The organism is Sinobaca qinghaiensis, from assembly GCF_003610495.1.
In the GTDB taxonomy this organism is placed as follows: Bacteria; Bacillota; Bacilli; order Bacillales; family Marinococcaceae; genus Sinobaca; species Sinobaca qinghaiensis.
In genome coordinates this window covers 283,843-307,585 of the sequence record NZ_RAPK01000010.1, presented here as the reverse complement: position 1 = coordinate 307,585, position 23,743 = coordinate 283,843, and the positions used below count along the sequence as shown (strand labels likewise).

The window sequence follows — 23,743 nt, the reverse complement described above, 5'->3', positions numbered from 1 at the left end:
GCAAAGCGCATTATGACCAGCATTATTTATTACAATAATAGGAGGATTTACAATGGGGAAATTAGATGGAAAAGTAGTAATCATTACTGGATGTTCAAGCGGACTTGGTAAACAGCAGGCGATTCGTCTGGCAGAAGAAGGGGCGAAGCTGGCTATTTGTTCGAGAACGGAAAGCAGACTTATGGAAACGAAAAAACTGTGTGAAGAAAGCGGCGCAGAAGTTTTTGCCATGGCGCTTGATATTATGAGTTATGATGACCTGGTAACTTTTGTGGACAAAACGGTTGAACGCTTCGGCACAATTGATGTTCTGGTTAACAATGCTCATACGGTAACCAATCCAGGGCCTTTCCTGGAAAAACCGATTGAAGACCTGGATACGGAAATGCACAGCTCCGTGTACGCTTACTGGCACTTAATGAAGCTCTGCTATCCATATCTAAAAGATAAACCAGGCGCTGGAAGCTCTATTATTAATTTTGCTTCAGAAGCAGCAGTGGCAGGACTGGAATCATTTGCACCCTATGCCGCTTCCAAAGAGGCCGTTCGGGGCCTATCCCGCGTGGTTGCCAGAGAGTGGGGCCAGTTTAATATCCGCGTAAACACGCTTTGTCCAAACGGTTTGACGGATAACTGCCAGATGGGATTTGATCACCTTGAGCCTGACGTAAGGGAATGGGCGGAGAATGCTTTTACTGACAATCCATTCAAACGGGCAGGCGATCCCTATCATGATGTGGCACCGATTGTCGTATTTTTTGCATCAGATGACAGCCGCTGGATTACAGGACAGAATATTCATGCCGATGGAGGCACGTTGATCAACGCTTAAAGCAGACCGGTATTTTTCAGCCGGCACAGCAAAAACCGTTTCCCTGATTTGTTCGAGGAAACGGTTTTTTGTTGTCATGTTTCTTATTATAAAGAGTTTCTGTAGGTCTGGGGCGTCATCTCATAAGTATCTTTAAAAGACTTCTGAAAATGGCTCTGGCTGGAGAAGCAGAGGTCACTGCTGATCTCGCTGATCGTCTTGTCAGAAAAGGCCAGCATATCCCTGGCTTCTTCGAGTTTGCACTTCCGTATAAAATGACTGAGCTCCATCCCCATTTCTTTTTTGAATTTACGTGACAAATACGAACGGGTAAAGCCGACATGATCAGCCACATCCGCTGTTTTAATGTTTTGATTCGTATTTTCATGAACATATTCTATAACCTGACGAAGAATAATATCAGCCGTCGCCGGAACTATGGAATTGGCTACTCTATTGGCATAGTCTATTTGAACCTGGCTCAAAAGAGACATAATAGCATCGAGTTCGGTTAATCTTTCGACCTGATTAATGTAAATATTCGATAACTGGTAGGCAATACTTGGAGCCAGACCGCCTCTCATTGCCGCCCGCGAAGATAAAGTAACCGTAACAATGAATGTATTTTTCCACTGACGGAGTTTATTGTTGGCAATAACGCCTATTTTCGTATTTCTGGAAATTGTATGAATTTCATTTAATTTATCTATATTCCCGGTTTCAATATAGCGTATAAACTCGCGCTCTATCTGAAAGTTGTTGTCAAAAAAACCTTCCTCCTTGTAAAGAAACGATTCAATGGAATACTTTTCGGCAATGGAACTTTCAAATGGAACACTTATATCATCTTCAATATCTTTTCTCGTTAGTTCAGAATGATTAATCGTGTAATTTATAAATAAAAGAGTGTTAATGAAAGTATCCAGGTTCTCTGTAGGTATCCCGTGAAAAAATTCAGAAAATGCTTCTGTACTGGATTCGTCCGCGGCAAATTCCCTGTGCATTAATGCTAAAGATTCATAGGAATAAGGAAAATCATTGATTGGGCCAAGAACGATAAAGGAGCTGCTGTTTTCTATATGAATGCAGCCGTAATGGGAATAAAACGTTGTCGATGTGTAGGTTACGGTTTTATCTGTTTCCTTTAGTTTGGATAAATACCGGGATGGAGGAAGTGTATCTTCCTTTTGATCGGGATAACAGGTAATCAATTCATTATTGTCGTATAAATAAACCGGAACAAATGAGGATTTATACAGATACTCGCAAAACTTTTTTATATCAGTCATACCATAAGCTCCTTTTTAAAGACGATTCAATTATATAATAGAAAGCACATATATGAAATACTGAAATGTATTCGTTTACTAAAATAATAGTAAGCTGTAGATGAAAGCCGATGTTATTAAAGCAGCATTTTATGGAAGCGGTTGCCTGAATGAGAGGCTGTCCATTTTTGAATAACCAGCACACTAAATATAGGAATGAGGGAAATCAATGAAACACGTATGTAACCCTATAAATATGGAATACAAGTATCAGTTTAATATTCAGGATGAGCAGATAACGATTAACAGAGAAGCTGCCGATCCATCGCTGATTATGTTTAAAGGAAAATATTATCTTTTTCCATCAATGACCGCGGGATTTATAAGCAGTGATGATTTAGCAGTCTGGGAGTTTCACCCGTTAAAGACGCTGCCTGTTTATGATTATGCGCCGGATGTGCGTGTGATAGGTGATTATATTTATTTCTCCGCTTCAAAAAAAGACAATAACTGCTCTTTTTTTAGAACAACAGATCCTATTCACGGTGAATTTGAAGAAATAGAAGAAGCCTTCCCTTTCTGGGATCCCAATTTATTTGTGGATGATGACGGGAGGATATATTTCTATTGGGGATGTTCCAGTATCGATCCCATTTACGGGGTAGAGCTTAATCCAGCAAATATGCAGCCTATAAATGAACCGGCTGAGCTTATTTTTGCAAACGAAAAAGAAATCGGCTATGAGAGAAATGGGGAAAATCATAAGCCGGCCAGAACCCCGGAAGAGATAGATGAAATTATTAACAACTATATCAACAGCACGCCGGATGTAACCCAGGAGATGATTGATTCAACACGGATGTATCTCGGCAATGAGAAACCTTATATTGAAGGGGCATGGATGGACAAACATAAAGGCAGGTACTATCTGCAGTATTCTGCGCCCGGCACAGAATTTAATGTGTATGCCGACGGTGTATATATATCTGAGAGTCCGCTCGGTCCATTTTCGCTGGCAGCCAATAATCCATACTCCTATAAGCCGGGCGGCTTTATGCCGGGGGCCGGACATGGTTCCACTATGGAAGATAAGCACGGAAACCTCTGGCACACGTCGACAATGAGAATTTCGGTTAACGATAGATTTGAAAGACGGTTGGGTATATGGCCTGCAGGATTCGACGCAGATGGTGAGCTGTTCTGCAACCAGCGTTATGGAGATTGGCCTATGAAGATCGAAGAAAAACCAATGAATCCATGGGAAAATCCAGAGTGGATGCTTTTATCCTATGGTAAATCTGCGGCAGCTTCTTCCTCTGCAGAAGGAAACGACCCTTCCAAAGCTGCAGATGAAGACGTGCAGACATGGTGGAAGGCTTCTGGAAATGCGGGCGGAGAGTGGCTTGAAATAGATCTTAACCAGGTATGTGACGTGCATGCGGTTCAACTGAATTTCGCAGACGATAATCTGGAGCTCACCTTACCGGAAGGAGCCGTGCCGCACGGGGATGAATATACGCAAAGGTATATAGATGAAAGACAGCACTATACAAGATGGCTGCTGGAAGGTTCAGTAGATGGAAATGAGTATTTCGTGATAGAAGATAAACAGGAAGCGGATACAGACTTATCTCATGACCTGATCGTGAAAGAAGACGGAAGGAAAGCACGGTTTATACGATGTACGATCCAGGAGCTGCCTTACAATCAAACCGCATGTATTTCCGGAATGAGGATTTTTGGCACCGGGGATGCTGAGCCTCCTGAGAAAGCATCCGGAGTTACGCTGGAATTAGTAAGTGAGCTTGATCTGCTGGTTAAATGGAATGATACAGAGTTCACAGGATCTAATGTCCTCTGGGGTTTTGCGCCCGATAAGCTGTATCACAGCTATATGGTATTTGGCAGCAGCGAAGTAAATATAGGAGCCCTGATTAAAGGACAGCCGGTCTATGTAAGAGTGGATACATTTAATGAAGCAGGGATAACGGAAGGCGACGTGGCCAAAGTCGTTCATCATGTAAAAAATCTGAAATGATAAGGAGTTTATGATGAAAGAAACAAAAATAAATGAATTAGTGAGTCAAATGACATTGGAAGAGAAGGCTGGGCTCTGTTCCGGCCGCGACAATTGGTTTACAAAAGGAGTGGAGCGTCTCGGAATTCCCCCCATTCGCATGAGCGACGGGCCCCACGGTCTGCGCACCCAGTCAGGAGAAGCAAAAGGATTTAACAGCGGAAGTATCTCTGCTGTCTGCTTTCCTACAGCCTGCACCATTGCTTCAAGCTTTGACCGCGAACTGCTTCGCAGAGAAGGAGAGATTCTGGGTGATGAGTGCCAGGCAGCGGACGTGCAGGTTATTCTGGGGCCGGGAGTTAACATTAAGCGGAGTCCGTTATGCGGACGCAATTTTGAATATTACTCCGAGGACCCTCTGGTAGCATCAGAAATGGCGTCGGCTTTTATACAGGGAGCCCAGAGCAAAGGAGTCGGAACAAGTTTAAAGCACTATTTAGCAAATAACCAGGAGCATCGCCGGATGACAAACTCCTCTGAGGTGGATGAACGCACACTGCGTGAGATATATCTGGCTGCTTTTGAAGGTGCGGTTAAAAACGCGGAGCCATGGACCATTATGGCTTCCTACAATAAAATCAATGGCACTTTTGCTACGGAAAACACCCATTATCTTACCGACATTCTTAGAAAGGAATGGGGATACAAAGGATTGGTTGTCAGTGACTGGGGGGCTACACACGACCGGGTGGCGGCAGTGGAAGCCGGCACGGATTTAACGATGCCTGCTGAAATAGAAACCGATGCAGAAATCATAAAAGCAGTAGAAAGTAAAAAACTCGATGAGCGCACATTGGACCTTGCCTGCAAAAATATTCTCAAAATGACAATGATGGGGATTGAAAACCGCGCACCTGAAACAACATTTAATTATGAAGAAGGCCATGAATTTGCAAGAGAAGCAGCCGGGCAATCGATTGTTATGCTGAAAAACGAAGAATCCATGCTGCCCCTGCAGAAGTCGAGCAGCATTGCCTTTATCGGAAGGTTTGCTTCAAAACCCCGGTACCAGGGAAGCGGCAGCAGCCTGATCAACAGCTTTAAGGTTGCTTCTGCGCTAGACGCCGCCGCTGCTGAAGGAATAAACATTGAATATGCAGAGGGTTACTCCATTAAAGAGGACAAGACAGATCAAATGCTGCGGGCAGAAGCTGCTGCCACCGCTAAAAAAGCAGATACAGCCGTACTATTTGTTGGACTTACAGAGCAGATGGAGTCTGAAGGATATGACCGCAAACATCTGCATCTGCCAGCCTGCCAAAACGAACTAATTGAAGCCGTCTGCGCAGTGCAGCCTAATACCGTCGTTGTGCTTCATAACGGAGCTCCGGTTGAAATGCCGTGGGTCGACAAGCCCAAAGCTATTCTTGAAACTTATCTTGGCGGCCAGGCTGTGGGAGAAGCTGTAGTGGATATACTCTTCGGGGAAGTTAATCCGAGCGGCCGGTTAGCGGAGTCGTTTCCGAAGAAGCTAGAAGATAATCCATCCTATTTGTCTTATTTTGGTGAGGGAAACCGGGTGGAATACAGTGAAAAAGTTTTTGTAGGCTATCGTTATTATGAAAGCAAAAAAATGGAGACATTATTTCCATTCGGACACGGATTGTCTTATACCACGTTTGAGTACACTAATTTAAAGCTTAATAAAAAAGAGATGACCGACAAAGATACGATTACCGTAAGCGTGGATGTGACAAATACCGGGCATGTATTCGGCAGGGAAGTCGTACAGCTTTATGTATCTCCGGAAAAGGGGGAAATCATCAGACCGGTACGCGAGCTGAAAGGCTTTGACAAGGTCAGCCTTCAGCCCGGGGAAACACAGACTGTTACGTTCCAGCTGGGCAGGAGAGCTTTTGCATATTGGAACACGGAAGCTCACGATTGGTATATGGAGAGCGGGAAGCATGCTGTTCAAATTGGAAAATCGTCAAACGATATCGTATGTGAGGAAACCGTAAATATCTCAGCAAAACCATATCTCGGCAATAAAAATTATAATGCCAATTCTACTTTAGGGGAATTCATCGAGCATCCGGCAGGCAAACAGTTCTGGGACGAAAATATTGGTCAATTTTTTACCGGCCTGGCTGCAAGCGGGATGGTCAAGCAGGAACAGCTGGATGAGATGGGTATAAAGCCGGGAGATGAAGTGAGCGAGGAGAATGTGAAAAAATTCATTGCTGATTCAGAAAGGCAGGGGAATGGATTCGGTGGAACGGAAGTCATGATGAGTCTGCCTGTAAGTATCATTATTGAATTTATTCCGGATTTATCAAAAAGCGGCATGAATGAACTGTTTGATGAGATGAACCAAAAGTAATCTCATACGCACAGGTCTGTAGTGCAATATATGTTCTTTGAATCAAAGAACCAACGAGAGGATGACAGAGGCATGATGAGATTTCCAAATGAGTTTTTAATAGGTGCTGCGACGGCTGCGCATCAGGTAGAAGGAAATAATGTAAACAGTGATTTCTGGGCCATGGAAAATGTTCCGGGTACTATGTATAAAGAGCCTTCCCTGGATGCTGTTGATCATTACAACCGATATAAAGAAGATATTCAATTATTGATAGAAGCCGGTTGCAGCACTTACCGGTTTTCAATTGAATGGGCAAGGGTGGAACCGGAAAAAGGACATTTTGATAAAAAAGAAACAGCGCATTATAAAGAAGTTCTTGAATACTGCCATGAAAATAACGTTAAGCCCATTGTCACCCTGCATCATTTCTCTTCCCCGAAATGGCTGATTTCTGAAGGAGGATGGGAAAGTGTTCATACTGTTGATCACTTCGAAGCATATGCCAAACATGTTGTAACAGAATTAGGAGATCTGCTTCCCTTCATATGCACGATAAATGAAGCAAATATGGGAAAACAGATAGCTAAAATCATAAAAGAAATGACAGGTTCCCTAAAGCAGGAATCATCGAACACCGAAAGTGATACAGGTGTTCAGGTTGGCCTGAATATGGATACAAACGCTGAAATGATGAATTATTATTCCGCGTTGAGTGAAGTATTTGGTATAGATTCTGAAAAAGTGCAGACATTTTTATCCCCGCGTACGGAAGTGGGAGAGCTTATTATTATGCAGTGTCATGAAAGAGCAAGAGACGCTATTAAAAAAGTAAACCCTGATATTCAGGTAGGCATTACCTTATCTTTATACGACCATCAGGCCTTACCCGGCGGGGAAGAGTCAGTAAAACAAGAACAGGCGGATGATTTTACTGACTACCTACCCTACCTCGAAAAAGATGATTTTCTCGGTGTGCAGAATTATTCCAGAAAGATCCATGGACCCAACGGAGTAGTAAAACCGGATGAAAAGACGCGGGTAACGAAAATGGGCTATGAATATTATCCAGAAGCTTTGGGAAATGTTATCAGATTTGTTTCAAAACACTGGAGTAAACCTATTTTAATAACCGAAAATGGTATCTCCACTGATCATGATGAGGAAAGAGTAGAATTTATTGAACGGGCATTACAGGGTGTGCATGAATGCGTGGAAGACGGGATAAATGTTATTGGCTATACGTACTGGTCTCTATTGGACAATTTTGAATGGCAGCTTGGCTATGAACAGCATTTCGGATTAATAGCTGTTGATCGATCTACTCAAAAAAGGTATCCAAAGAAAAGCCTGGCTTATCTGGGAAAGATAAATACGACAGGACTGCCGTCATTATCAGCGAACGTACAGAATAAGCCTGGTCTATAAAAATAAAACAAGAAGAGGGGTGCTGGCCATAATAGTTTCAAACAAAGTGATAGTGGTAACCGGTGCAGGAGGCGGTATAGGAAGCAATTTAGTGCATAACCTTCTATCTAAAGGTGCCCGTGTAGCTGCTGTAGATATTGATGAAGAAGCCTTAGAAAAGCTCAATAATAAAGCAGGAGAAAAAAATGAATACCTCTCCACACATAGAGTTAACCTGACAAACAGAGAAGAGGTTGAAGCACTGCCTGAACAGGTGATTGCTCATCACGGTACTGTAGATGGTGTGATAAATAATGCAGGGATTATCCAGCCTTTTATCAATATAAGTGAACTGGACATTGAAAAAATCCAATTAGTGATGGATATTAATTTTTACGGAACGCTTTATATGACGAAGGTTTTTCTTCCATATTTACTGAAAAGGCCGACAGCCCACATTACGAATTTATCGAGTATGGGCGGGTTTGTTCCGGTTCCCGGCCAGTCGATATATGGAGCTTCTAAAGCCGCTGTTAAACTGCTCACAGAAGGGCTGTATTCAGAACTTAAAGGAACAAACGTCAACGTAACGATCGTTTTTCCAGGTGCCGTTGCTACTGATATTATTAAGAATTCAGGAGCAGAAGGAGACGCGTATGATTCTATTAAAAAAGCCAACAGCAATAAAAAAGTAAAGCCATTTACACCGAAAGAAGCCGCAGACATTATCATTGAAGGAATGGAAAGAAATAAATACCGGGTGCTGGCCGGCAGAGATTCCAAATTACTCGATGTGTTCAACCGGTTAAACCCAAAATTCGCAGCAGGGCTCATAGCTAAGAATATGAATTTTAAATAAAAACCAGATATCAACCATTTACAAAATAACAGGGGTCACCTTTGGTGGCACCTGTTACTTTATGTATGCGGGCTGTTTTTTTTATGTATTAACTTAAGGTGATGGTACTGAAGGAATTATTGGGAAATAATAGATAGATACATAAATATAATACAGAGCATATATCTGCAATACAAAGATACATGCTTTTACTAAAATAATGATACAAGATGAACGATGAGCTGAACGAGTTCAAAATAAATAATAAAATGTCAGGGAGGGAATCATGAAAGAAATAGTATTAGTTTGTACGATAGGCATTTCTACAGCCTTTACTGTGAAAGATATGATGAAAAGTGTAAAAAAACAGAATTTAGATATTAACATAAGAGCGTTAGCGTTGGACAATTTATATGAAGTGGTTGAATCCGAGCCTGTGGATTTAGTGCTGCTGACTCCACCGGTTGCTTCCAGATTTAAAGAAATAAAAACCAATATAGCAGACGATATTCCTGTCGCTGTGGTTAGTGGAGAACATTACGTTAATTATGATGGAGAAACCATATTGGAAGAAGCTCAAAAACATTTAAAATAAAGTATAATGTTAAAAAGTAAAAAGGTACTCTATAAATGTTCACAAAATGTTCACTTATGAAGGCATACCCAATCCCGCTATACTGACGAAGCAATTATAGAAAGGGAGTTGGAATGATGTCCGTAAGTATACACAAAGAAGCCAGACTGCCGCAGAATGCGAAAGAAGGTATTCTCTTCTTATTAATTGTTTCGTTTTTATCCGTCAATACGATTGCACCGGTAATTGTCGGGCTGGAGCGGGGATTTTCCCTGCAGATTTATAAAGAAACACTGATTATCCTGCCGTTTATGTGGATGATCGTTATGCTGGTCGTCCTGTTTATAGCCAGGCCGCTTGTCGGTAAATTAATGCCTGTATTTACCGCCGCAGAGGATGGGTTCAATGCCAGGGTGCTTTTGACGATTGTGCTGAACGTGACGATCATTTCTTTATTAATGACGTGCATCGGCATGTGGGTCGGCACCGGCCGGATCAGCCTCGATCCACTGCAGCAGTTTCTGCACATCTGGCCCCGCAACTTCGGTATCGCCTTCTGGATCGAGATTCTTTTCGCGCAGCCGATCGCACGGTTTGCGATGAAACAGATACATGCGATGCAGGATAGAAAAACGGTTTCTGCTTAAAAAAAGCTTCCTCCAGATCATTTCCGGAGGAAGCTTTTTTGTATGAAATTACCTAAAGGGTGGCAGGTGAAAAAGGGGCACCTACAAAATATTCTTCAACTGATTCGCCTGCATTTCCAGCTGATTTGCGGCTTTTTCGATATGTTCAAATTCTTTTACCGCTTCCTGAATGTGCACCTGGTTTTCTTTTGTTCCCTGCTGGGAGCGGACGGTGCCTTCGCTGATTTTGCTTACTTCTTCCGTAATACCCTTTACGTGCTGGTTTACTTCCTGAATCGAAGACTGAGCCCGGTTGGCAAGCTTGCGTACTTCTTCAGCCACAACGCTGAATCCCAGTCCTTGTTCGCCGGCTCTGGCCGCTTCAATGGCTGCATTGAGCGCCAGTAAATTGGTCTGTTCGGCAATTTCACGGATCGTCTGCACGATGCCGCTGATGGACTCGGCCTGGTTTTCCAGTGATTTTAATATCGTAAGGTTGCTGTTGGCTTCATGCACAATGGCATTGGAGCTCTGCGTAATTTTATCGCTCTTTACCCGTCCCATCTGGGCCCGTTCAAGCAGGTGGTCGGACGTCTGCTTTACTTCGCTTGATAACGAAAGCATATTATTTTCTCTTGTTGTAATATCGGTAGCCACTTTCACAATCGCCTGAACTCCACGGATCTCATTAAATACCGGCATGTACGTGGCTTCCAGCGTGATCAGGCGGGCATCTCTTGTTAGACGCTGAATTTTATCCTGAAACGAGCGTCCGGACCGCAGTTCTCTCCAAAATGTCTGGTATTCCTGACTCTGCGCAAACTCCACGGTGCAGAACTGGCGGTGCTGCATCCCGATCATGTCAGATGGATGGTACCCCATTGCAAAAGCAAAATTTTCGTTGACCCAGATCACTTCTCCGAGCGGATTGAACTCCACCATAGCGAGTGAATGTTCCAGCGTACGAAGGACGGCCTGATCTTCTAATATCTGTACTTGAGGGGTGTATTGCATGGTACTTATCTCCTGTCAATTGGTTATTTTTAGTTCTTTATGCTTATTATATACCCCGCTAATTAAGAATCAAACATAGTTCTTTAGACTTTTTTCGTTTGATAGGAACACTAATATTAGGAATATTCACCTGTGAAAAAATCTCCATTCCGGCGTTGGAAAAATATAATATTCAAAACGGTTTGACAATAATGGAATACTATTCTATATTATTGATAATGATTATCAATTTCATCATAAAGTTTTACACTACATATAATTGATGGGGGAAGTACATATGAAGATAGGGAAAAATTCAAAAAAAATGTTAAGTCTTACGATTGCATCAGCCGGCATGGCGGCTGTATTAACAGGATGCGGAGGAGGAGAGGAATCCGGTTCCGAAGCGGCAGGTTCTGAAGAGTCCGGTTCCGATGAGTCGATCGTCATTGAGCATGCGTTTGGAGAAACGGTTCTTGAAGAAGCACCGGAGCGGGTAGCGACGATTCAGTGGGGAAACCAGGACACTGTTCTTGCCCTCGATGAAGTGCCGGTCGGTTTTTCTGCGGCTAACTTTGGACCGGTAAATGAGAACGGCGTGCTGCCGTGGACGCAGGAAAAGATGGATGAGCTTGAAGTGGAAGACCCGAACGTATTCCAGGATACAGACGGCCTGGACTTCGAAGCGATCTCCGACAGCAATCCGGACGTTATTTTAGCCGGATACTCCGGGATCACCCAGGAGGACTACGACCTTTTGAGTGAGATTGCCCCGGTGGTGGCTTATCCGGAAACGCCGTGGACAACGTCCTGGCGCGACCAGATTACGCTTAATACAAAAGGGATGGGAATGGAAGAAGAGGGCGAGCAGCTGATTGCCGATACCGAATCGCTTATTGAAGAAAAAACAGCCGAGTACGAGGATATCGAAGGCAAAACTGTAGCCTGGGTTAACTTCTCCGCAAACGACCTGTCCGAGATGCATTTCTACACGCCGGCCGATCCGCGCGTTTCCTTTTTAAATGAGCTTGGTCTGGAGAATCCAGAAGGGCTGGACAACGTGATTGAAGACGAGTCTGCGTTTTCCATGACGCTGAGCGCAGAGAATGCCGACGTACTTGATGATGTGGATATCATTATGGGATACGGCGATGAAGCATTGTATGAAGCGGTAAAAGAGGATCCACAGCTCGGCCAGATCGATGCCATTGAAAATGGAAATGTAGCATTTGTCGATGCGGAGAGCGTTGTAGGTGCTTCCGGTACCCCGACAGCACTGTCTATTTCCTACACGATTGATGATTACTTACAGCTGATTGACGATACGTTAAATGAATCCAATGAATAGCACCTGGAAAAAAAGAGAGGCGCTGTCTGTATACATGCCGAAGCACTTAACCACAGTGCTCTTTTTTTCTTTTATTCTGTTAATCGCTTGTATTGCCTGTTCGCTTATTTTCGGGGCCAGAACGATCACATGGGATGAATTAATCGCGGGCGTGACTTTTTCGGGTGCGGAATCCTACGGCGCGGGTGTTGTTCAGGAACGTATTCCGCGGACCGTCTTCAGCTTGTGCTGCGGCGCGGCCCTGGGCGTATCCGGCGCACTCATGCAGGCCGTCACCCGTAATCCGATTGCGGATCCCAGTATCCTCGGAGTTAATACCGGGGCTGCCTTGTTTGTAGTGATGGGGCTCGCGTTCTGGAATATCAGTACAGCCGGCGAATACATCACAGTCGCGATCATCGGCGCCCTGATCACGGCTGCGTTCGTGTACGGAATCGGCTCCATGGGTCCTGCAGGGGCCACGCCTTTAAAGCTGGTGCTGGCAGGAGCTGCAACCAGTGCCGCCCTGTCTTCGCTGATCAGCATGATTATTCTTCCGCGCGGCCATATTATGGATCAATTTCGTTTCTGGCAGGTGGGAAGTGTGGGCTCCGGGAGCTGGGACAGCATTCTGACGTTTCTGCCGATTTTAGTCATTGGGGTTATCCTGGCGATTGGCTCGGCGTCGGCGTTAAATGCGCTGGCGCTGGGAGACGAGGTCGCCACCGGCCAGGGCGTACGCACGGGTATTCTGCGCATCATCGCCGCTTTTGCAGGCGTGATTTTATGCGGGGCTGCTACAGCATTAGCGGGGCCGATCGGCTTTATCGGGCTGATGTCCACCCATTTTATCCGGCTGCTGCTGGGACCTGATTTGCGATTTATTATTCCGCTTTCTGCGATGACAGGAGCGATACTGCTCACGATCGCAGATATAAGCGGAAGACTTCTCGGAAGCCCCGGGGAACTCGAAGCAGGGGTGGTGACCGCGTTTATCGGTGCGCCGCTGCTGATCTTCCTGGCGGTTCGAATGAAGGTGCGGTCGCTATGATAAATACACAAACGATTCATATTATAAAAGCAGAGCGTCGGCAGCGGCAGAGGCGCTGGCTTCTCGTAAACAGCTTGCTTGTGATGCTGGGGCTGGTATTGTGCAGTACGATGCTGCTGCTCGGTAATACGATCTATTCGATCGATGTAGTGATCCGCACGCTTATGGGCGAATCGATTGACGGCGCCTCGTTTGCGATCAATACGATCCGCCTGCCGCGGATGCTGGCCGGACTGCTGGCCGGATTTGCATTTGGCATCGCGGGGAACGTATTCCAGACGATGCTGCGCAACCCGCTTGCGAACCCGGAAATTCTGGGCATTACCGCAGGTTCCAGTGCGGCGGCTCTGTTCTGTATTCTCGTTCTGCAGACGAGCAACGCCGTTGTGTCGATGTCGTCCTTAGTGGCCGGGCTCGTTACCGTGATGCTTATTTACGGATTTGCGAGAATCGGCACCTTTTCCACAGGTCGTTTAATTCTGATCGGCATTAGTTTTCAGGCGATGCTGGGCGCTTTTATATCATATCTGCAGCTGATCGGCAGGCAGGAGGATTTGTCTGCGGCTCTGCGCTGGCTCAGTGGAAGCCTGAACGGCTCCCAGCTGGATGCGGTGATTCCGCTGCTTATTGGAATTGCCATCTGCGCGCCGATTGTTATCGGGCTCAGCCGCCATTTGAGTATATTGGAACTCGGAGATCAGGCAGCCGTAGCGCTGGGGTTGAATACGAACGTTACGAGAATCCTGCTTATTGTAAGCTCTGTCTGTATGATCGCACTGGCTACTTCCGTCACAGGACCGATTGCGTTTGTAGCATTTCTGGCAGGACCGATCGCCAAACGGCTGATCGGCGGCAGCTCGTCAAGCGTGATTCCAGCCGGACTGCTTGGCATGAACCTGGTGCTCGGGGCGGACCTGCTCGGCCAGTTTGCGTTTGGCACGAGGTTTCCCGTCGGTATTATTACCGGGGTTCTCGGAGCTCCCTTTTTACTGTTCCTGCTTATCCAAATGAACCGGAGGGGAAATTTATAATGAAATCAGCGCATCAGTTTCAGACCGAACAGATTGTGGCAGGATATGACCAGAAAATGATATTGGATCACATTGATGTAGAGATCTGCAGCAACCAAATAAATACGATCATTGGGGCAAACGCCTGTGGCAAGTCCACTTTGTTAAAAACGATGGCACGGCTTCTTAAGCCGAAAAAGGGGAACATTACGCTGGACGGCAAAGCGATTCATAAAATACCGTCCAAGCAGCTGGCCCGGATTGTAGGACTCCTTCCGCAGTCTCCGATCGTGCCGGAAGGAATCACCGTAGCCGACCTGGTCGGGCGGGGAAGGTTTCCCCACCAGTCGTTTTTAAAAGGGTGGACGAAAGAGGATTATGAAGCGATCGCCGAAGCGATGGAAACGATGAATATTACCGAGCTTGCCGACCGTAACATTGATGAACTGTCCGGCGGGCAGCGGCAGCGGGTATGGATTGCGATGGCGTTAACCCAGCAGACGGACATTCTGTTTTTGGATGAGCCGACGACGTTTCTGGACATTACCTATCAGGTGGAAATACTGGATCTGCTGACGGACCTGAACCAGAAGTACGGCACCACGATTGTAATGGTGCTGCATGACGTGAACCTGGCGGCACGCTATGCCGATCATATTTTTGCGCTGCGGCAGGGACAGCTGATAGCAGAAGGAAGCCCCTCAGAAGTAATTACAGAAGAGTTGATTAAGGATATCTACAACCTGGACTGCCTCGTGATCGAAGACCCGGTGTCACGTTCGCCGCTGGTCGTGCCAAAGGGAAGGTATCATACAGAACAGAAGGAAAAGAACAGGAGATTTTTATAAAAGTAATAGATGAAAAGCCATAGAAAAGGTCTATGGCTTTTTTGTATTTTTGTATAGGAAGAAATGGACAATATGGAAGTCGAGTGTAAAGTAGTATCATTCGGCTAGTCGCCGGAGTATTTGTTTTCTGTAATAGAGTAATGGTAGATTTCAATATCATCAGAAATAAAACCGCGGCGCTGGGCTCCCTTGAGCGTTTGATACATATTCTCACGGCCGACGCCGTTGTCGGTATGCATGTAAATTTTATTTGCGTGGTACCCTTTTTCACAGAAGATTTTAACCAGGTCATAGCCGGTTGGAGGAAGCTGACCTTCCGTGTCCTCGCCTAAATCATGGTCCAGCGATAGAATATTGATGGGGTGATTTTCCAGGTAACGAATAGCTTCGTCTGCCGTTCGGGCCACAATAAACCCCTCTGGGCAGTCTCTTAAATCATCTACGTACAAGTTTAGGCTTTCGCTCATAGAAGCACCTCATTTCTTGTTTTACATATAATAGCATATAAAATTTGCAGGGTACTAAAATGAAAAAATCTTTTTAGATATCTTACATGGGAATGATAGGATAGAAATATACATTTAATGATTAATTATAAAATTTTTAGAGGAGATAGACCAATGCCTGTGAATAATAGAAATTTAAGAAAACCTGATGCGTTTTTAATGAATGAAGACACAGTGAATCAAGCGGTCGCAAGTTTTCTAATAAGTAAGGGGTTTGACTGTGAGACTCCGTTAACAGGAAGACAGCATGGAGTAGATGTAAAAGCTAAAAAAAATAACGTTAGCATTTATGTAGAATCAAAAGGATCACGAAAAAATAGCGCTGCTGATGATGAAGTGTTTGATCAGGGACAATTAGTGAATCATATGGCTAAACAAATATATACACTAATGAAGTATGAAGCAGCGAACTCTGAGTGGGATAATATATACATACTTGCAAATCCAGATATTGAGAGAATTAGAATTGAATATAATAAAGTGAAAAATACAGTTCAAAAATTACAATTTGTTTGTATGTGGGTTCAAAGTGATAATACGGTAATAGTAGAGAATCCTAAAAGTATGGATAATTTACTTTTTGATCTGGGAATACTTTGAGCTGAAATGAAAATTTATATTCATAGGCTAATTAAATCAAAAAAAACAGCCCTTCTCTATAAGTGGAAGGGCTGTTTCTTTACGCTTCTTTTAAATTCTTTCGTTCCAGAAACAGTACAATCGCAATCGTAAGCACGACGCAGATAACAATTTTAATCAGGCTGAAAATCGGCGAGAACACAACGGCTGCGCCAATCGCAAGGGCAATCGCGCCGTAAAGCGGATTCTTGTAGGCAAACTGTCCGAGTACTCCGCCGAATATGGCCGGGAGCACGAAAGCAAACGCGCTTTCCACCTGTGCCGGCAGCATGGTGATGACGTAGGAGCCGCCGAGAATGATGCTGATAATGACGGCAATGTTAACGAGAGAGGCAATAGCAATCCCAAGAGCGCCGGCAATTTCGGCTTTCTTCGTGCCGGGTTCGGCCCCAATAGCATTTTGCGCCGCGGCCGAGCAGGGTAGGCACATGTTCGCGATATTACCGGTCAGAAAGGCCATATAGGTTCCGGCAATGCCGAGCGTCGGGTAGTAGGTGATCGGTTCGAGCACCCACATAATACCGATAAAGGCGGCGTATCCGACCACTCCGGCTAAAATAACACCCCAGCCCGGGTGATAACCCAGCCCAAAGGATAAGTAGAGCGGCGGCAGCAGGCAGGCAACGATTAATAGCCAGAGCGTTGTGCGTCCCCAAAAGTGGGCTTTTTCGTGAAAAAGATCCATGCCGGCCGCTTTTGCCGGGGCCGGTACTGAGCGGGCATTCACATGTTCCTGGTTCATTCCCATCGATCATATACCCCTTTCGTTTTTAAAGAATACTCGTCATGTAACCACCGGTCATGCCGATAACAAGAGCAATCCCGAGCGCCCATTCTTTCAGCCAGTTCACCTCAAGCCGCTGCGAGGCAAACATGAGAAGCATCATCACAGCAGCTGAAATAATTCCGGTCACAATGTAGCTTATGCCGCCGGTCATGGCATCACTTGCCAGATAGCCGAAAGCACCGAGCATCGCGGCGGTGGAGACAAGGCCCATTGCTTTTGCATTTTTATTTACGACTTTTTTCTGAAACGAACCGAGGGATTTGGTGAACAGAGCGGTAAAAATCAGCCAGCCGGTTCCGCCGATACACATGGTCCATACGACGGTCGTAAAGGCCTGTTCGTTAAAACCGGCTCCTCCGAGCTCAACGCCAAATACGTCTGCACCGATACCGGCCGCGGCTGATTCTGTAGCAGCTGACCCGATAATTCCGATCCGCATCAGCGTAATCGGAGAGCCGAGAAGGGCCAGAAGTGATACAACAACGATTGCGATACCGAAGGAGGGACCGAGAGAACTGATGAATCCGGTTTTGATGGAGCTTTTTACTTCGTCGGAGCTCATGCCGATCTCGGGTGCCGTTTTGATCGAAAGCCTTAAAAACACGATGCCCTGAAAAATGACGATGCTTACTACAATAAAAGCCATAATCCACAGCGGAGCGCTGTTGGCAAGCGCCATTACATCACTATTCATAGGGTTCTCCTCCTTTGTTTGTCAGCGGTGCACGTATTATTCCGCGCGGGCAGTTTCCGGCTGTGCCTGTTCTTCCACCCCGGACAGATATTGATAAACCGTACCGATAAACAGCCTGCCAATGTCGACCATCGAGCGCTCATCAATATCAAATCTCGGATGGTGATGCGGATAAATAGGTTCGCCGGCGGGAGCGCCGCCTACCCAGAAGAAGGTGCCGGGACGCTCCAGCAGGTAGTAGGCAAAATCCTCCATCCCCATCTGTTCCTGAATGTATTCAATCTGTTCCACTCCCGGCGTGTTCTGCGCGACCTTCTCTAAGCGCTTCGTTTCTTCTGGGTGGTTCCAGACAGCGGGATAGCCTCTCGTGTAGGTGAAATCCACGTGTGCTCCAAGGCCTTCGCCGGTAGTGGTGACGATAGACTCCATTGATTTCTCAATCGCATCGCGGACGTCATTATCAAACGTGCGGACCGTGCCCTGAATTCTTGCACTATCGGGGATAACGTTATAGCTGTCACCTCCGTTAAAAGCGGTAACCGAAACAACCGCCGGTTTAACGGGATCCACCTGGCGGCTGACAATCTGCTGAAGGTTGATCATCATCTGGCTTCCAACCATTAATGGATCGATGGTTAAGTGGGGGGTAGCCGCATGACCGCCGCGTCCGGAAATCTCAATTTCAAACGTATCTCCGCAGGCCATAGCATTTTTTTCCTTGAGGCCGATGGTGCCGAGCGGGTGAAGAGAAGAGACGTGGGCTCCGTAGACCACATCAACTCCATCCAGGCAGCCGTCATCAATCATCGACTTGGCGCCTCCTGGAATGACTTCTTCTGCGAACTGATGTAAAAACACAACGGTGCCTTCCAGCATGTCTTTATTTTTAGACAGTACGGCGGCAGTTCCCAGCAGAGCCCCGGTGTGAATATCGTGGCCGCAGGCGTGCATCACGCCGTCAATCCGCGATTTGTACGGAACATCGTTTTCTTCCTGAATCGGCAGGGCATCAAAATCAGCCCGCAGCGCAACGGTTTTTCCGGGTTTATCGCCGCGCAGAATGCCGACAACACCGCGGCCGCCGACGCCGGTTTTTACTTCGAGGCCCAGTTCGCTTAAATAGGCGGCTACCTTTTTAGGCGTTTCTGTTTCATGGTGCGACAGCTCGGGGAACATGTGCAGATCCCGGCGGAATGCACTCATTTCCGGCAGCAGGTCTTCGAGTTGATCAAATAATGGATCCAGCATCATAACAGCTCCTCTTTTTTATTCGTTGGTTACAGCAGGAAAGACCGGACGTTTTTCTCCGTAAGCCGCTGCTTTTTCAAAAGCCTGGCCGATTCGGAGCACTTCGTAATCCGCATGGTGAGGGCCTACTATCTGCAGTCCGGTCGGCAGGTGATCTGCCGTAAATCCTCCCGGAATGGACAGAGCTGGATTGCCGGCCGCGGAAATGTAATAGCATGACTTCATCCAGTCCAGGTAGGAATTCATTGGCAGGCCATTAATGGAAGACGGATATTCAATATCAGCGGAAAAAGGAACCACCTGGCTGACCGGCAGCAAAAGCGCGTCGTAGGTTTCAAAAAACAGCCGGAGCCGGTGATACAGGTTATGGCGGAGCTGTTCCGCCCGGCCGATATCCGGTCCGGTGAGACGCTGTCCTTTTTGAAAATTAGTCATGAAGCTGTCTTTTAACAGCTCTCCGTGCGTGTTGACAATGTCTTTATAAGTGAGCTCAAACTCCCAGGCTCTTAGTATCTGAAAGGCTTCCTCTGCCTCCTGAAAAGAAGGGCAGGCTTCTTCCATCTCGCAGCCCAGGTCTTTTTCAAAAATAGAAAGCTGCTCTTTAAACACACGCTGGATTTCCGGATCGACCGGCAGCTGGCCGCCGGAATCCGCCGACCAGGCAATCTTCATGCCGGAAATGTCATCGTGAAGCGGCTTTGTGAATACACTGCCCGGCTCTTCAATCGAGATCGGCGCACGCGGGTCAGGACCTGCCAGCGTGGAGAGCATAAAGAACGCATCTTCTGTACTGCGTGTAATCGGTCCCTGGACAGCGAGCGGGGAAAAAGGGGCGGCTTTTGGATACATCGGGAGCCGGCCGGGAGAGGGGCGAAGCCCGACAACATTATTGAAGGCAGCCGGAAAACGAAGCGAGCCTCCCATGTCACTCCCGTCGGCAAACGGAATTAGTCCGGAAGCCACTGAAGCGGCAGCTCCGCCGCTGCTTCCGCCTGCGGTTTTCGTAAGATCATAGGGATTTCGCGTCGTACCGAACACCTGGTTAAAGGTATGGGAGCCGGCAGCAAACTCAGGCACGTTGGTTTTACCGATCACGATGGCACCGGCCTGTTTTAACCGCTCCGTGATCAGGTCGTCGCTTGTGGGAATATGATCTTTAAAAGCGAGCGACCCGAAAGTAGTCGGAAAACCTTCGGCATGATGGGTATCTTTTACCGCAATCGGAAGTCCGTGAAAGGGACCTGTCACAGCGCCGGAAGCGAGCGCTCGGTCGGCTTCATCTGCTCCCTGAAGGGCCCGCTCCTCATCCAGTGAGACAATCGCATTAATATGAGGGTTAATCGAGCGGATTCGGGAAAAGGAAGCTTCCATTAATTCTCTAGCCGAAAGCTCCCGCTGTTGAATAATATGAGCCAGCTTCGAAGCAGATTGGTAAAGCAGCGTATCATCCATGCGGTTCCTCCTCCATTTAGTCGGTATGGTATGTAGTTGTTTATGTTAAGGGAAGCAAAATAAGAAAACAACGATCGTTGCAAATTTTCTGACAACAAATCTGACGCCCGCTGATGTTTTTAAAAAGGGAGATATAGAAAGAATATCCCAACATTTTTCACAGAATAATAAAAAAACAGTTGCATCTCATGTGATAGTATTATATGATCTTTGTAAGCGAATACATTACGGATTGTAACTGTTAAATCAGGCAAAACCGACTCCTTTTTATTAAGGGTGGTTTTGTCTTTTTTGTTTATCGGGGGTGGGAGAAGTGAAGATCAGCAAGATACTTAATAACAATGTAGTAGTCTCTGTAAAGGACAAGCAGGAAGTGATTGTCATGGGACGGGGAGTTGCTTTTAACAAAAAAGTAAAAGAAGACATTGATGAAGCCAAAGTAGAAAAAATCTTCACTTCAGAAGACAAGGATATTACAAAAAAGTTTAAAGACCTGATTGCTGAACTCCCTTTGGACTACATGGAGATTTCCGAGGAAATCATTCAGTACGCCAGGCTGCAGCTCGGTAAAAAGCTGAACGACAGCATCTATATTTCCCTGACCGATCACATTCATTTTGCGGTAGAGCGTCATACTAAAGGGTTAGCTATTAAAAACGGCCTCCTCTGGGAGACAAAAAATCTCTACAAAGAAGAATATGAAGTGGGGATGGAAGCGTTGAATATGATCTTTGACCGCTTCAACGTCGTTCTTCCGGAAGATGAAGCAGGCTTTATTGCACTGCATCTGGTCAACGCCCAGCTGAATGAGGAAATGATGAACACGCTCGACATAACAAAGGTAATTCAGGATATTCTCACGATTGTGAAGTACAGCTTTAAAATAGAATTTGATGAAAATTCGTTAAACTACCATCGTTTTATTACGCACCTGAAGTTTTTTGCGCACCGGCTGGTCCGGGGAGAGCATTATAAAGATAAGAAAAATGATCTGCTGCATATCATTATTGAGAAATACCCGGAAGCCTATCAATGCTCCTTAAAAGTCAAAAAGTTTATGGAAAAGCAGTATCAGTACGAGTTTACGGAAGAAGAAATTCTTTACTTAACGATTCACATCGAACGGGTCGTGCACAATTGAATAGGTTTACCCTTTAGGGTTGTAACTCATGTTGGAGGCAAAACCTAAACTACGGAAAACACAGGCGTGATATCTCCTGTCTTTCCCGTAGTTTAGGTTTTTTTCTTTGAAAAAAATGAATTTCAAATTATCGGGAGGTGCAGGAAATGAGTCATAAAGAATTAGCGGGGAAAATATTGGATCTGGTAGGCGGTAAAAATAACGTAAATAGTGTGTTTCATTGTATTACGAGACTTCGTTTTAAGCTGAAAGATGAATCCAAAGCAAATACGGAGGAATTGAAAAATCTGGACGGGGTAGTAACCGTAATGAAAAGCGGCGGCCAGTATCAGGTAGTCATCGGCAATCACGTACCGGACGTGTATAAAGAAGTAACGGCGCTAGGTAATTTTACGGAAAAACAAGACTCTAATAATGAAGAAAAAGAAGATAAAGGAAACTTGTTTTCGCGGTTTATTGATTTAATTGCCGGCATATTTACACCGATCCTCGGTGTGCTCGTAGCGGCAGGTATGATTAAAGGATTCACTGCACTATTCGTAGCGCTCGGCTGGCTCAACAATACCGGCGGTACTTACCAGATACTAAACGCGACGGGTGACGCGCTGTTCTACTTCCTGCCTGTGCTGCTCGGCTATACGGCCATGAAGAAGTTCGGAGGAAGCCCACTGCTCGGCGTAGTCATTGGTTCTGCTCTGCTTTATCCGGACCTGACAGCTCTTCAGGCGGGAGATCCGCTGTATACCTTATTTGCAGGAACGTTGTTTGAATCACCGGTGTTTATTGAATTTTTAGGTATTCCTGTTATTTTAATGACGTATTCTTCCAGCGTTATCCCGATAATTCTGGCAGCGTTTTTCGCTGCAAAAGTGGAGATTAAATTAAACACAATTATTCCAAGCGTAGTAAAAGCATTTCTCGTTCCAACATTTACACTTCTCGCAGCTGTGCCGTTAACGTTCATTGTCATTGGACCTGTTGCAACATGGGCTGCTGGTTTGATCGGAGCGGGCAGCGTCTGGGTGTATGGACTGAGTCCTATACTGGCAGGTATTTTGATCGGTACGTTCTGGCAGGTATTTGTTATTTTCGGTCTTCATTGGGGACTGGTTCCGGTTGCGATTAATAATATAGCAACACTGGGCGCAGATCCGATATTAGTGGCTATGTTCACTGCCTCCTTTGCACAGGCAGCAGCTGTGCTGGGCATCTGGTTAAGAACAAAAAATCAAAAACTGAAAACTCTTTCCCCTCCGGCCTTTATCTCGGCGATATTTGGAGTAACCGAGCCGGCTATTTACGGAATCACTCTGCCAAAGAAAAAGCCATTTATTTTCAGCTGCATCGCAGCCGGCGTTGGCGGTGGTATTACAGGGTTCTTCGGCACACAGGCTTATCTTATCGGCGGCCTTGGAGTATTTGGCTTCCCAAGCTATATTAATCCGGAAGAAGACATGAATGCTGCTTTCTGGGCGATTATCGGCGCGGTGATTGTAGCCTTTATTTTAGCTTTTGTTCTCACTTATTTCTTCGGCGGTGTTAACAAAGTGGAAACGCCACTGGAGAAAAATGATAAGGCTGTTAGTCCCGTAAATAGAGTAGTGACAGTAGATAGTCCTTTAACAGGGCAGGTCATTCCGTTGAGTGATGTATCGGACAAAGTGTTTGCATCAGAGGCAATGGGAAAAGGAATCGCCATACTGCCGACGGAAGGACGCGTACATGCTCCGGCCGGCGGGATCGTGACCACACTGTTTAAAACCAGGCATGCTATTGGAATTACTACCGATGATGGAGTGGATATTCTCATCCACGTCGGAATGGATACTGTGCAGCTTGAAGGGGAGCATTTTACAGCGCACGTCACCCAGGGAGAGAGAGTAAATGCAGGCGATCTGCTTGTAGAATTTGATATAGATGCCATTGGAAAAGCAGGCTATGATATCGTAACTCCTGTAATTATTACAAATCACGGCAGCTTTGCTGAACTGGAAGTAACAACAGAAAACGAGGTCCGCACAGGAGAGCTGTTGATGAATATTGAGGCATCAGATGAAGCCGACACTGAAACAGTCGATAATACGTTAAGAGATGTTAGTGTGTAATAAAGAAACAACTGGAAACTAAAAATAGAGATAGAACAT

At 45.7% G+C, this 23,743-nt stretch carries 21 protein-coding genes and 1 pseudogene; 14 read left to right on the top strand and 8 right to left on the bottom strand.

The window, feature by feature from the left end; genetic code table 11:
* Positions 1 to 52 precede the first annotated feature (52 nt).
* Positions 53 to 832: an SDR family NAD(P)-dependent oxidoreductase gene (locus ATL39_RS13520; RefSeq protein WP_120193881.1), complete on the top strand. Its 780-nt coding sequence runs from the start codon at positions 53 to 55 to the stop codon at positions 830 to 832.
* An 86-nt stretch (positions 833 to 918) separates the two neighbouring features.
* On the opposite strand, the gene ATL39_RS13515 is transcribed toward ATL39_RS13520, so the two are convergent.
* Complete coding sequence (locus tag ATL39_RS13515; protein ID WP_120193880.1) at positions 919 to 2,100, bottom strand: helix-turn-helix domain-containing protein; 1,182 nt, start codon at positions 2,098 to 2,100, stop codon at positions 919 to 921.
* 208 nt (positions 2,101 to 2,308) lie between these two features.
* Here ATL39_RS13515 and ATL39_RS13510 point away from each other — a divergent pair, with 208 nt between their 5' ends.
* The 6 genes from ATL39_RS13510 to ATL39_RS13485 all read left to right on the top strand — a co-directional run bounded on the left by ATL39_RS13510 (position 2,309) and on the right by ATL39_RS13485 (position 9,924).
* Positions 2,309 to 4,117: a family 43 glycosylhydrolase gene (locus ATL39_RS13510; protein ID WP_120193879.1), complete on the top strand. Its 1,809-nt coding sequence runs from the start codon at positions 2,309 to 2,311 to the stop codon at positions 4,115 to 4,117.
* 13 nt (positions 4,118 to 4,130) lie between these two features.
* Complete coding sequence (locus ATL39_RS13505) at positions 4,131 to 6,479, top strand: glycoside hydrolase family 3 C-terminal domain-containing protein (protein WP_120193878.1); 2,349 nt, start codon at positions 4,131 to 4,133, stop codon at positions 6,477 to 6,479.
* 72 nt (positions 6,480 to 6,551) lie between these two features.
* On the top strand, positions 6,552 to 7,886 hold the full coding sequence (locus tag ATL39_RS13500) for a glycoside hydrolase family 1 protein (RefSeq protein WP_120193877.1): 1,335 nt from the start codon (positions 6,552 to 6,554) through the stop codon (positions 7,884 to 7,886).
* Between the two features lie 19 nt (positions 7,887 to 7,905).
* Positions 7,906 to 8,724 carry an SDR family NAD(P)-dependent oxidoreductase gene (locus tag ATL39_RS13495; RefSeq protein WP_211326992.1) on the top strand — a complete coding sequence of 273 codons (819 nt, stop codon included), beginning with the start codon at positions 7,906 to 7,908 and terminating at the stop codon, positions 8,722 to 8,724.
* 265 nt (positions 8,725 to 8,989) lie between these two features.
* Positions 8,990 to 9,298: a PTS sugar transporter subunit IIB gene (locus ATL39_RS13490; RefSeq protein WP_120193876.1), complete on the top strand. Its 309-nt coding sequence runs from the start codon at positions 8,990 to 8,992 to the stop codon at positions 9,296 to 9,298.
* 113 nt (positions 9,299 to 9,411) lie between these two features.
* Positions 9,412 to 9,924 carry a DUF2798 domain-containing protein gene (locus tag ATL39_RS13485; RefSeq protein WP_425453007.1) on the top strand — a complete coding sequence of 171 codons (513 nt, stop codon included), beginning with the start codon at positions 9,412 to 9,414 and terminating at the stop codon, positions 9,922 to 9,924.
* An 81-nt stretch (positions 9,925 to 10,005) separates the two neighbouring features.
* Here ATL39_RS13485 and ATL39_RS17700 read toward each other — a convergent pair whose 3' ends face one another.
* Positions 10,006 to 10,467: a methyl-accepting chemotaxis protein gene (locus ATL39_RS17700; protein ID WP_425453023.1), complete on the bottom strand. Its 462-nt coding sequence runs from the start codon at positions 10,465 to 10,467 to the stop codon at positions 10,006 to 10,008.
* A gap of 75 nt (positions 10,468 to 10,542) precedes the next feature.
* Positions 10,543 to 10,917 (bottom strand): annotated as a pseudogene (locus tag ATL39_RS17695) (PAS domain-containing protein); the annotation flags it as partial.
* Positions 10,918 to 11,194: 277 nt separating this feature from the next.
* Here ATL39_RS17695 and ATL39_RS13475 point away from each other — a divergent pair.
* The 4 genes from ATL39_RS13475 to ATL39_RS13460 are packed head-to-tail and all read left to right on the top strand — an operon-like array spanning position 11,195 to position 15,132.
* Entirely contained in the window at positions 11,195 to 12,244 is a 1,050-nt protein-coding gene (locus ATL39_RS13475) for an iron-siderophore ABC transporter substrate-binding protein (RefSeq protein WP_211326991.1), read from the top strand.
* Positions 12,237 to 13,274, top strand: a complete 1,038-nt coding sequence (locus ATL39_RS13470; RefSeq protein WP_120193873.1) for a FecCD family ABC transporter permease — start codon at positions 12,237 to 12,239, stop codon at positions 13,272 to 13,274. The genes ATL39_RS13475 and ATL39_RS13470 overlap by 8 nt, the downstream gene beginning before the upstream one ends.
* On the top strand, positions 13,274 to 14,305 hold the full coding sequence (locus ATL39_RS13465; protein ID WP_425453021.1) for a FecCD family ABC transporter permease: 1,032 nt from the start codon (positions 13,274 to 13,276) through the stop codon (positions 14,303 to 14,305). Before ATL39_RS13470 ends, ATL39_RS13465 begins: the two co-directional genes overlap by 1 nt.
* Positions 14,305 to 15,132 carry an ABC transporter ATP-binding protein gene (locus ATL39_RS13460; RefSeq protein ID WP_120193871.1) on the top strand — a complete coding sequence of 276 codons (828 nt, stop codon included), beginning with the start codon at positions 14,305 to 14,307 and terminating at the stop codon, positions 15,130 to 15,132. Before ATL39_RS13465 ends, ATL39_RS13460 begins: the two co-directional genes overlap by 1 nt.
* Before the next feature lie 104 nt (positions 15,133 to 15,236).
* Here the strand turns inward: ATL39_RS13460 and ATL39_RS13455 are convergent, their stop codons facing one another.
* Positions 15,237 to 15,599 carry a cyclic-phosphate processing receiver domain-containing protein gene (locus tag ATL39_RS13455; RefSeq protein ID WP_120193870.1) on the bottom strand — a complete coding sequence of 121 codons (363 nt, stop codon included), beginning with the start codon at positions 15,597 to 15,599 and terminating at the stop codon, positions 15,237 to 15,239.
* Between the two features lie 153 nt (positions 15,600 to 15,752).
* Here ATL39_RS13455 and ATL39_RS13450 point away from each other — a divergent pair, with 153 nt between their 5' ends.
* The gene (locus tag ATL39_RS13450; RefSeq protein ID WP_120193869.1) at positions 15,753 to 16,238 is read left to right on the top strand and encodes a hypothetical protein; all 486 of its coding nucleotides are present in this window, start codon (positions 15,753 to 15,755) and stop codon (positions 16,236 to 16,238) included.
* Positions 16,239 to 16,317: 79 nt separating this feature from the next.
* On the opposite strand, the gene ATL39_RS13445 is transcribed toward ATL39_RS13450, so the two are convergent.
* The 4 genes from ATL39_RS13445 to ATL39_RS13430 are packed head-to-tail and all read right to left on the bottom strand — an operon-like array spanning position 16,318 to position 20,458.
* Positions 16,318 to 17,025 carry a small-conductance mechanosensitive channel gene (locus tag ATL39_RS13445; RefSeq protein ID WP_120193868.1) on the bottom strand — a complete coding sequence of 236 codons (708 nt, stop codon included), beginning with the start codon at positions 17,023 to 17,025 and terminating at the stop codon, positions 16,318 to 16,320.
* Positions 17,026 to 17,047: 22 nt separating this feature from the next.
* Positions 17,048 to 17,758, bottom strand: a complete 711-nt coding sequence (locus tag ATL39_RS13440; RefSeq protein WP_120193867.1) for a DUF5058 family protein — start codon at positions 17,756 to 17,758, stop codon at positions 17,048 to 17,050.
* Between the two features lie 36 nt (positions 17,759 to 17,794).
* Complete coding sequence (locus tag ATL39_RS13435) at positions 17,795 to 19,006, bottom strand: M20 metallopeptidase family protein (protein ID WP_120193986.1); 1,212 nt, start codon at positions 19,004 to 19,006, stop codon at positions 17,795 to 17,797.
* An 18-nt stretch (positions 19,007 to 19,024) separates the two neighbouring features.
* Positions 19,025 to 20,458: an amidase gene (locus ATL39_RS13430; protein WP_120193866.1), complete on the bottom strand. Its 1,434-nt coding sequence runs from the start codon at positions 20,456 to 20,458 to the stop codon at positions 19,025 to 19,027.
* A gap of 313 nt (positions 20,459 to 20,771) precedes the next feature.
* On the opposite strand from ATL39_RS13430, the gene licT reads away from it, so the two are divergent.
* Both licT and ATL39_RS13420 read left to right on the top strand, forming a co-directional pair.
* Entirely contained in the window at positions 20,772 to 21,599 is an 828-nt protein-coding gene (gene licT / locus ATL39_RS13425) for a BglG family transcription antiterminator LicT (RefSeq protein ID WP_120193865.1), read from the top strand.
* Positions 21,600 to 21,745: 146 nt separating this feature from the next.
* Positions 21,746 to 23,704 carry a beta-glucoside-specific PTS transporter subunit IIABC gene (locus ATL39_RS13420; protein WP_120193864.1) on the top strand — a complete coding sequence of 653 codons (1,959 nt, stop codon included), beginning with the start codon at positions 21,746 to 21,748 and terminating at the stop codon, positions 23,702 to 23,704.
* The last annotated feature ends 39 nt before the right edge of the window (positions 23,705 to 23,743 follow it).

What these genes read in the sequence shown, in the direction of transcription:
- ATL39_RS17700 (WP_425453023.1), bottom strand. Translation starts at nt 10,467, where the DNA reads ATGGGACGGGTAAAGAGCGATAAAATTACGCAGAGCTCCAATGCCATT.
- ATL39_RS13510 (WP_120193879.1), top strand. Translation starts at nt 2,309, where the DNA reads ATGAAACACGTATGTAACCCTATAAATATGGAATACAAGTATCAGTTT.
- ATL39_RS13440 (WP_120193867.1), bottom strand. Translation starts at nt 17,758, where the DNA reads ATGAATAGTGATGTAATGGCGCTTGCCAACAGCGCTCCGCTGTGGATT.
- ATL39_RS13485 (WP_425453007.1), top strand. Translation starts at nt 9,412, where the DNA reads ATGATGTCCGTAAGTATACACAAAGAAGCCAGACTGCCGCAGAATGCG.
- ATL39_RS13445 (WP_120193868.1), bottom strand. Translation starts at nt 17,025, where the DNA reads ATGGGAATGAACCAGGAACATGTGAATGCCCGCTCAGTACCGGCCCCG.
- ATL39_RS13490 (WP_120193876.1), top strand. Translation starts at nt 8,990, where the DNA reads ATGAAAGAAATAGTATTAGTTTGTACGATAGGCATTTCTACAGCCTTT.
- ATL39_RS13500 (WP_120193877.1), top strand. Translation starts at nt 6,552, where the DNA reads ATGATGAGATTTCCAAATGAGTTTTTAATAGGTGCTGCGACGGCTGCG.
- ATL39_RS13435 (WP_120193986.1), bottom strand. Translation starts at nt 19,006, where the DNA reads ATGCTGGATCCATTATTTGATCAACTCGAAGACCTGCTGCCGGAAATG.
- ATL39_RS13470 (WP_120193873.1), top strand. Translation starts at nt 12,237, where the DNA reads ATGAATAGCACCTGGAAAAAAAGAGAGGCGCTGTCTGTATACATGCCG.
- ATL39_RS13450 (WP_120193869.1), top strand. Translation starts at nt 15,753, where the DNA reads ATGCCTGTGAATAATAGAAATTTAAGAAAACCTGATGCGTTTTTAATG.
- ATL39_RS13455 (WP_120193870.1), bottom strand. Translation starts at nt 15,599, where the DNA reads ATGAGCGAAAGCCTAAACTTGTACGTAGATGATTTAAGAGACTGCCCA.
- ATL39_RS13475 (WP_211326991.1), top strand. Translation starts at nt 11,195, where the DNA reads ATGAAGATAGGGAAAAATTCAAAAAAAATGTTAAGTCTTACGATTGCA.
- ATL39_RS13430 (WP_120193866.1), bottom strand. Translation starts at nt 20,458, where the DNA reads ATGGATGATACGCTGCTTTACCAATCTGCTTCGAAGCTGGCTCATATT.
- ATL39_RS13515 (WP_120193880.1), bottom strand. Translation starts at nt 2,100, where the DNA reads ATGACTGATATAAAAAAGTTTTGCGAGTATCTGTATAAATCCTCATTT.
- ATL39_RS13520 (WP_120193881.1), top strand. Translation starts at nt 53, where the DNA reads ATGGGGAAATTAGATGGAAAAGTAGTAATCATTACTGGATGTTCAAGC.
- ATL39_RS13460 (WP_120193871.1), top strand. Translation starts at nt 14,305, where the DNA reads ATGAAATCAGCGCATCAGTTTCAGACCGAACAGATTGTGGCAGGATAT.
- ATL39_RS13420 (WP_120193864.1), top strand. Translation starts at nt 21,746, where the DNA reads ATGAGTCATAAAGAATTAGCGGGGAAAATATTGGATCTGGTAGGCGGT.
- ATL39_RS13505 (WP_120193878.1), top strand. Translation starts at nt 4,131, where the DNA reads ATGAAAGAAACAAAAATAAATGAATTAGTGAGTCAAATGACATTGGAA.